General features: G+C 67.5%; 5 protein-coding genes. 3 read left to right on the top strand and 2 right to left on the bottom strand.

Annotated elements, in window-relative coordinates; translation table 11 throughout:
* Nucleotides 1-6: 6 nt before the first annotated feature.
* Nucleotides 7-702, bottom strand: coding sequence for a 3'-5' exonuclease (locus DTA22_RS23495; protein WP_112301077.1), 696 nt, complete (start codon nucleotides 700-702; stop codon nucleotides 7-9).
* A 305-nt stretch (nucleotides 703-1,007) separates the two neighbouring features.
* Here DTA22_RS23495 and DTA22_RS23490 point away from each other — a divergent pair, with 305 nt between their 5' ends.
* Nucleotides 1,008-2,138 (top strand): magnesium and cobalt transport protein CorA, encoded by a 1,131-nt coding sequence (locus tag DTA22_RS23490; RefSeq protein ID WP_112301076.1) that lies wholly within the window; start codon nucleotides 1,008-1,010, stop codon nucleotides 2,136-2,138.
* Between the two features lie 46 nt (nucleotides 2,139-2,184).
* On the opposite strand, the gene lppU is transcribed toward DTA22_RS23490, so the two are convergent.
* Nucleotides 2,185-2,781: an LppU family putative lipoprotein gene (gene lppU / locus DTA22_RS23485; RefSeq protein WP_037232942.1), complete on the bottom strand. Its 597-nt coding sequence runs from the start codon at nucleotides 2,779-2,781 to the stop codon at nucleotides 2,185-2,187.
* 148 nt (nucleotides 2,782-2,929) lie between these two features.
* Here lppU and DTA22_RS23480 point away from each other — a divergent pair, with 148 nt between their 5' ends.
* Together DTA22_RS23480 and DTA22_RS23475 are read left to right on the top strand one after the other, a co-directional pair.
* A complete protein-coding gene (locus DTA22_RS23480) occupies nucleotides 2,930-3,973 on the top strand; it encodes an ATP-dependent DNA ligase (RefSeq protein WP_112301075.1) in 1,044 nt (347 codons plus the stop codon).
* Nucleotides 3,974-5,002 carry a DNA polymerase domain-containing protein gene (locus DTA22_RS23475; protein ID WP_037232782.1) on the top strand — a complete coding sequence of 343 codons (1,029 nt, stop codon included), beginning with the start codon at nucleotides 3,974-3,976 and terminating at the stop codon, nucleotides 5,000-5,002.
* Nucleotides 5,003-5,009: the final 7 nt, after the last annotated feature.

The raw sequence follows: 5,009 nt of genomic DNA, 5'->3' as shown, positions 1-5,009 counted from the left end.
ATCGGATCAGGCGATGCGGAACTGCGCGAGACCGCGAATCGGCCACTCGCCGTTGACGTCCGATGCGTCGCGACCCTGCCGGACGAGGTAGTCGGCGAAGTCGCGTTGCCGTTCGGCGTGCCAGCCGGCCTGATGCGTCATGATGTCGAGGGCCCGCAGATTCGGGTACTCCTGCGCGAGGGTCCGGGCGAGGTGTGCGGCGGCGATCGCGTCGGCCTCGGCCTCGTGGGCGTCCTCCAGCGCGATGCCGTAGTGCTCGCACACCGCGCCGAGTGTGCGCCTGCCCTTCCGGTACCGGTCCATCTCGCGATCGATGACGTAGGGGTCGACCACGATGCCGGTGACGAGTTCGGTCAGCCCGAGGCGCAGTCCCTCGGTGTGCATGACGGTCAGGTCGTAGGAGGCGTTGAACGCGACGACGGCATGGTCGCGGGTCCATGCATCGTGCAATGCCTCACGGATCTCGCCGTATCCGGTGGCGTAGTCCTGTCCGTGGGCCCGGGCGTACTCCGTGGAGATTCCGTGCACGTCCGAGGCCTCCTGCGGGATGGGGACCTCCGGGTCGAGCAGCCAGGTTCGCGACTCGAAGTGGTGAGCGTCGACGACGGCGATACACGCGGAGACGATGCGGGCATCGGTGGGGTCGGGTCCCGTCGTCTCCAGGTCGAACGCGCAGATCGGTCTGTCCGACCAGCTGGTCATGGGGCCCTCTCGGTGGTGATTCGGTGCCCGCCCAGTATCTGCCGCGGGACCCGCCGGATCCGGGACCGACACGGCGGGGATGCCAGGTTGTCGTGGCCGGTCGCCGGGGGTATCGTGTCCTCCGGTCTGCAGTTCGCCGAGGTCGTGAACTGCCCTTTCGAGAGAGCAAGGAGGTGTGGCATCCGAATGAGAAGCCAACCTCCGAGTACCAACTGAAACCGTTCCACCGGTAGGTGCGCGGTTTCACGGTCCGTGTTCCTCAGCGCCGTTCCGCGCTGCCCACTTTCCCTCGAAAGCCCCGTGTCATGCCTCAGCTGCGTCCGATCCGTTCCCTCCTCCCCAGCCGTTCCGCCGGTCTGTCCGACGCCGACGCCGGTCACGCGGTGACCCGCCGGCCCGTCGAACCGACGCCTGCAGAGGAAACGGTGGTCAACAGCGCCGTCTACCGCGACGGCCGGAAGACGGCCACCCCGGCCACCCTGTCGGAGGCCCTCGCGAGCCTGCCGGACGCGTCGTCGATGGCGTGGATCGGGATGTACCGGCCGAACGACACCCAGTTGTATGCGGCAGCAAAGCAATTCGACCTCCACGAGCTGGCCGTCGAGGACGCGATCGTCGCCCACCAGCGGCCCAAGCTGGAGCGCTACGGCAAGACGCTGTTCGTGGTCCTGCGCGCCGCGCGGTACTGCGACGAGACCGAGCGCGTCGAATTCGGTGAGCTGCACGTCTTCTGCGGTCCGACGTTCGTGCTCACGGTCCGGCACAGCGAATCCCCCGACCTGTCGGCGGTCCGCCGCCGGATGGAGAGCAACCCGGACCTGCTCCGGCTCGGACCCGAGGCCGTCCTCTACGCCATCCTCGACGCGGTGGTCGACGGGTACGCACCGGTGGTGGCCGGACTGCAGAACGACATCGACGAGATCGAGACCGAGGTGTTCAGCGGAGCACCGGGCGTGTCACGGCGCATCTACGAACTCACCCGCGAGGTCATCGAATTCCAGAGGGCCACAAGGCCGCTGCTCGGGATGCTGCGCGGGTTGTCGGCGGGATTCGAGAAGTACAACACTGACGAGGAACTGCAGCGTTATCTGCGTGACGTCACCGACCATGCGACGGTCGTCGTGGAGCGGGCCGACAACTTTCGTCAGCTGCTCGGGAACATCCTCACCGTCAACGCCACCCTGGTGTCGCAGGAACAGAACGAGGAGATGCGCAACCTGACCCAGGCCAGCTATGCGCAGAACGAGGAGATCAAGAAGGTGTCGGCGTGGGCGGCGATCCTCTTCGCGCCCACCCTGATCGGGACCGTGTACGGCATGAACTTCGACCACATGCCCGAACTGCACTGGGTCGGTGGGTATCCGTTCGCCCTGTCGCTGATGATGCTCACCTGTGCCGGCCTGTACACGATCTTCAAACGCCGCGGCTGGTTGTGAGCGAGGCCGGCTGCGGGCAGTGCCCGCAGCCGGCCGGCGCCTGCCGTCAGAGTTCGTCGACGCAGACGACGAACTTGCGCTCGGAGTATTCGTAGCCGTTGGACGACGTGCTGCACGAGTCCACGGACGTGGCGCCCTGCACGATCTCCGTCACCTTCACACCGTCGACGGCCGTGGTGTCGCCGCAGTCGATGCGCGCGGGATCCTCGCCACCGACGTCCATGCACCCGCCGACGACCCAGTCCACGTCGAGGCAGATCGCGCCCTGCTCGACGCCGCCGAGGGTTTCGTAGTAGTACGAGTCGGCGTCGCTGATGCACTGGCTGTTCTTCGCGGCCTTGGCGATCACCTTGTAGTTCGAATCGGCGCTGCCGCACACCGCCTTGTCGATCTCGGCGTCCGTGACGGTGCCGCCGAGCTTCACGCACTCACCGATCGCGACCTCGAAGTCGACGTCGCCGCCGGCGTCCTCGCCTTCCTGCCCATCGATCACGGTGGTCGATTCGCTGGACGTGGTGGCCGCGGAGGCACCCGACTCCGGCACCGCGGTGGGCGTCGTGTCCGAACCGCACCCGGCCACCAGAACTGCCGTCGCCGACAACGCGACGACTGCGGTACACACCCGCCGAACTAACCCTGTCATGTCTGACCCCTCCGTCAGGTGACCGTCCGCCACCCGTTCCTCCGAGATGACCGCTGCCACCTCGATCGTGTCCACCGCGATTGCCGTGTCGCGCATTATTTGATTACATCGCTGTCCGATTTGCCAATCGTGGTGACAGTATGGACGGGTGGATCTCCCCGTGATGCCTCCGTTACAGCCGATGCTCGCGAAGGCTGCGTCGTCCGTTCCGGCGCAACCGGAGTCCGGGCTCGCCTGGTCCTACGAACCGAAATGGGACGGTTTCCGCACCCTCGTCTTCCGCGACGGCGACGAGGTGGTGCTCGGGTCCCGCGGCGGAAAGGATCTGGCCAGGTACTTTCCCGAACTCGTCCGGGCGGTGAAGGACGAACTGCCGGAGCGGTGCGTGGTGGACGGCGAACTCGTCGTCCCACGCAGCATCGACGGCCGCACCCGGCTCGACTGGGAGTCGTTGTCCGAGCGCATTCATCCGGCCGAGAGCCGGGTGACGATGTTGTCGGAGAAGACCCCGGCCCAGTTCGTCGCGTTCGATCTGCTCGCCCTGGGCGACCGCGACCTCAGCCGGGAGGACTTCTCCGTGCGCCGTGCGCAGCTCGTCGACACCATCGGCGGCGGACCCAGCTGCCACGTCACCGCGGCCACCGAATCCAGTGCGACGGCCACCGAGTGGTTCGAGGCGTTCGAGGGGGCCGGCCTCGACGGGGTGGTGGCGAAGAAGCTGGTCGGCCCGTACCTGCCGAACAAGCGGGAAATGGTGAAGGTGAAGCACGCCCGCACCGCCGACTGCGTCGTCATCGGATACCGGCCGCACAAGAGTCAGCCGGGGATCGGGTCGATGCTGCTCGGACTGTACGACGGCGACCAGATGGCGATGGTCGGCGGTGCATCGGCGTTCACGGCGGCGCGACGGATCGAACTGCTCGCCGAACTCGACGAGCTGCGCGTCGGCGACGACGTCGTCGCGGACGGGGCGCCGACGCGGTGGCAGTCGGGCAACGACCGAACCTGGGTGCCGCTGCGCCCCGAACGCGTCGTCGAGGTGGCGTACGACCAGATGGAGGGTGCCCGGTTCCGGCACGCCGCGCGGTTCCTGCGCTGGCGCCCGGACCGGATGCCCGACGAGTGCACGTTCCAACAATTGGAGGTCCCGGTGCGATACGACCTTGCCGACGTCCTGGCCGGAGGTTCCTAGATGGCGAGTCCTGCCGAAGAACTCGACGTCGACGGCGTCGCCGTGCGGCTGTCGAATCCCGACAAGATCTACTACCCGAAACTCGGCGCCGAGGGTGGCACGAAACGGCACCTGGTGGAGTACTACCGGACCGTGGCTCTCAACGGTGCGCTGCTGACCGCCCTGTTCGATCGGCCGACGCATCTGCAACGGTTCCCGGACGGGATCGAAGGCGAGGAGATCTACCAGAAGCGGGTTCCCGCGAAGCGCCCCGACCACGTCGACTCGTGCGAGGTCACGTTCCCGTCCGGCCGCAAGGCCGACGTGCTCCGCGTGCGTAGCGCCGCGAACATCGTGTGGGCGGCGAACCTCGGCAACATCACGTTCCATCCGTGGGCGGTCCGGTGCCCCGACGTCGATCACCCCGACGAACTGCGCATCGACCTGGACCCGCAGCCGGGGACCGGATTCGACGACGCCCGGGCGGTCGCGCTGGACGTGCTCCGGCCGCTGCTGGACGAACTCGGCCTCGTCGGCTACCCCAAGACCTCGGGCGGCCGCGGGCTGCACGTGTATCTCCGCATCGAACCGCGCTGGGACTTCATCGAAGTGCGGCGCGCCGGCATCGCCCTCGCGCGGGAGATCGAGCGGCGCAGCGGCGACCGGGCCACCACGTCCTGGTGGAAGGAGGAACGCGGCGAACGCATCTTCCTCGACTTCAACCAGAACGCCAGGGACAAGACGATCGCGTCCGCCTACTCGGCCCGCAAGACGCCGATCGCGACCGTGTCGACACCGGTCACCTGGGAGGAACTCGTCGACGTCGACCCCGACGACTTCACCATCGCGACCGTGCCCGCGTTGCTCGAGAAGCGGGGCGATCCCATGGCGACCATGGGTGACGTGGCGCAATCGCTGGACGTGCTGCTGGAGATGGCGGAGCGGGACGCCGCGAACGGTCTCGGCGATCTCCCGTACCCACCCAATTACCCGAAAATGCCGGGGGAACCCAAGCGGGTACAACCGAGTCGGGACCGAGACCGCAAATAGCCGGCGC

Origin of the sequence: Rhodococcus wratislaviensis (assembly GCF_900455735.1) — a bacterium.
GTDB lineage: Bacteria > Actinomycetota > Actinomycetes > Mycobacteriales > Mycobacteriaceae > Rhodococcus_F > Rhodococcus_F wratislaviensis.
Note: the sequence above shows the minus strand (reverse complement) of the source record. Positions and strands in the feature narration are given on the sequence as shown.

Bases quoted from the DNA above. Each gene is read 5' to 3' on its own strand.
- DTA22_RS23495 (WP_112301077.1), bottom strand. From the start codon at position 702: ATGACCAGCTGGTCGGACAGACCGATCTGCGCGTTCGACCTGGAGACG.
- DTA22_RS23475 (WP_037232782.1), top strand. From the start codon at position 3,974: ATGGCGAGTCCTGCCGAAGAACTCGACGTCGACGGCGTCGCCGTGCGG.
- lppU (WP_037232942.1), bottom strand. From the start codon at position 2,781: ATGACAGGGTTAGTTCGGCGGGTGTGTACCGCAGTCGTCGCGTTGTCG.
- DTA22_RS23490 (WP_112301076.1), top strand. From the start codon at position 1,008: ATGCCTCAGCTGCGTCCGATCCGTTCCCTCCTCCCCAGCCGTTCCGCC.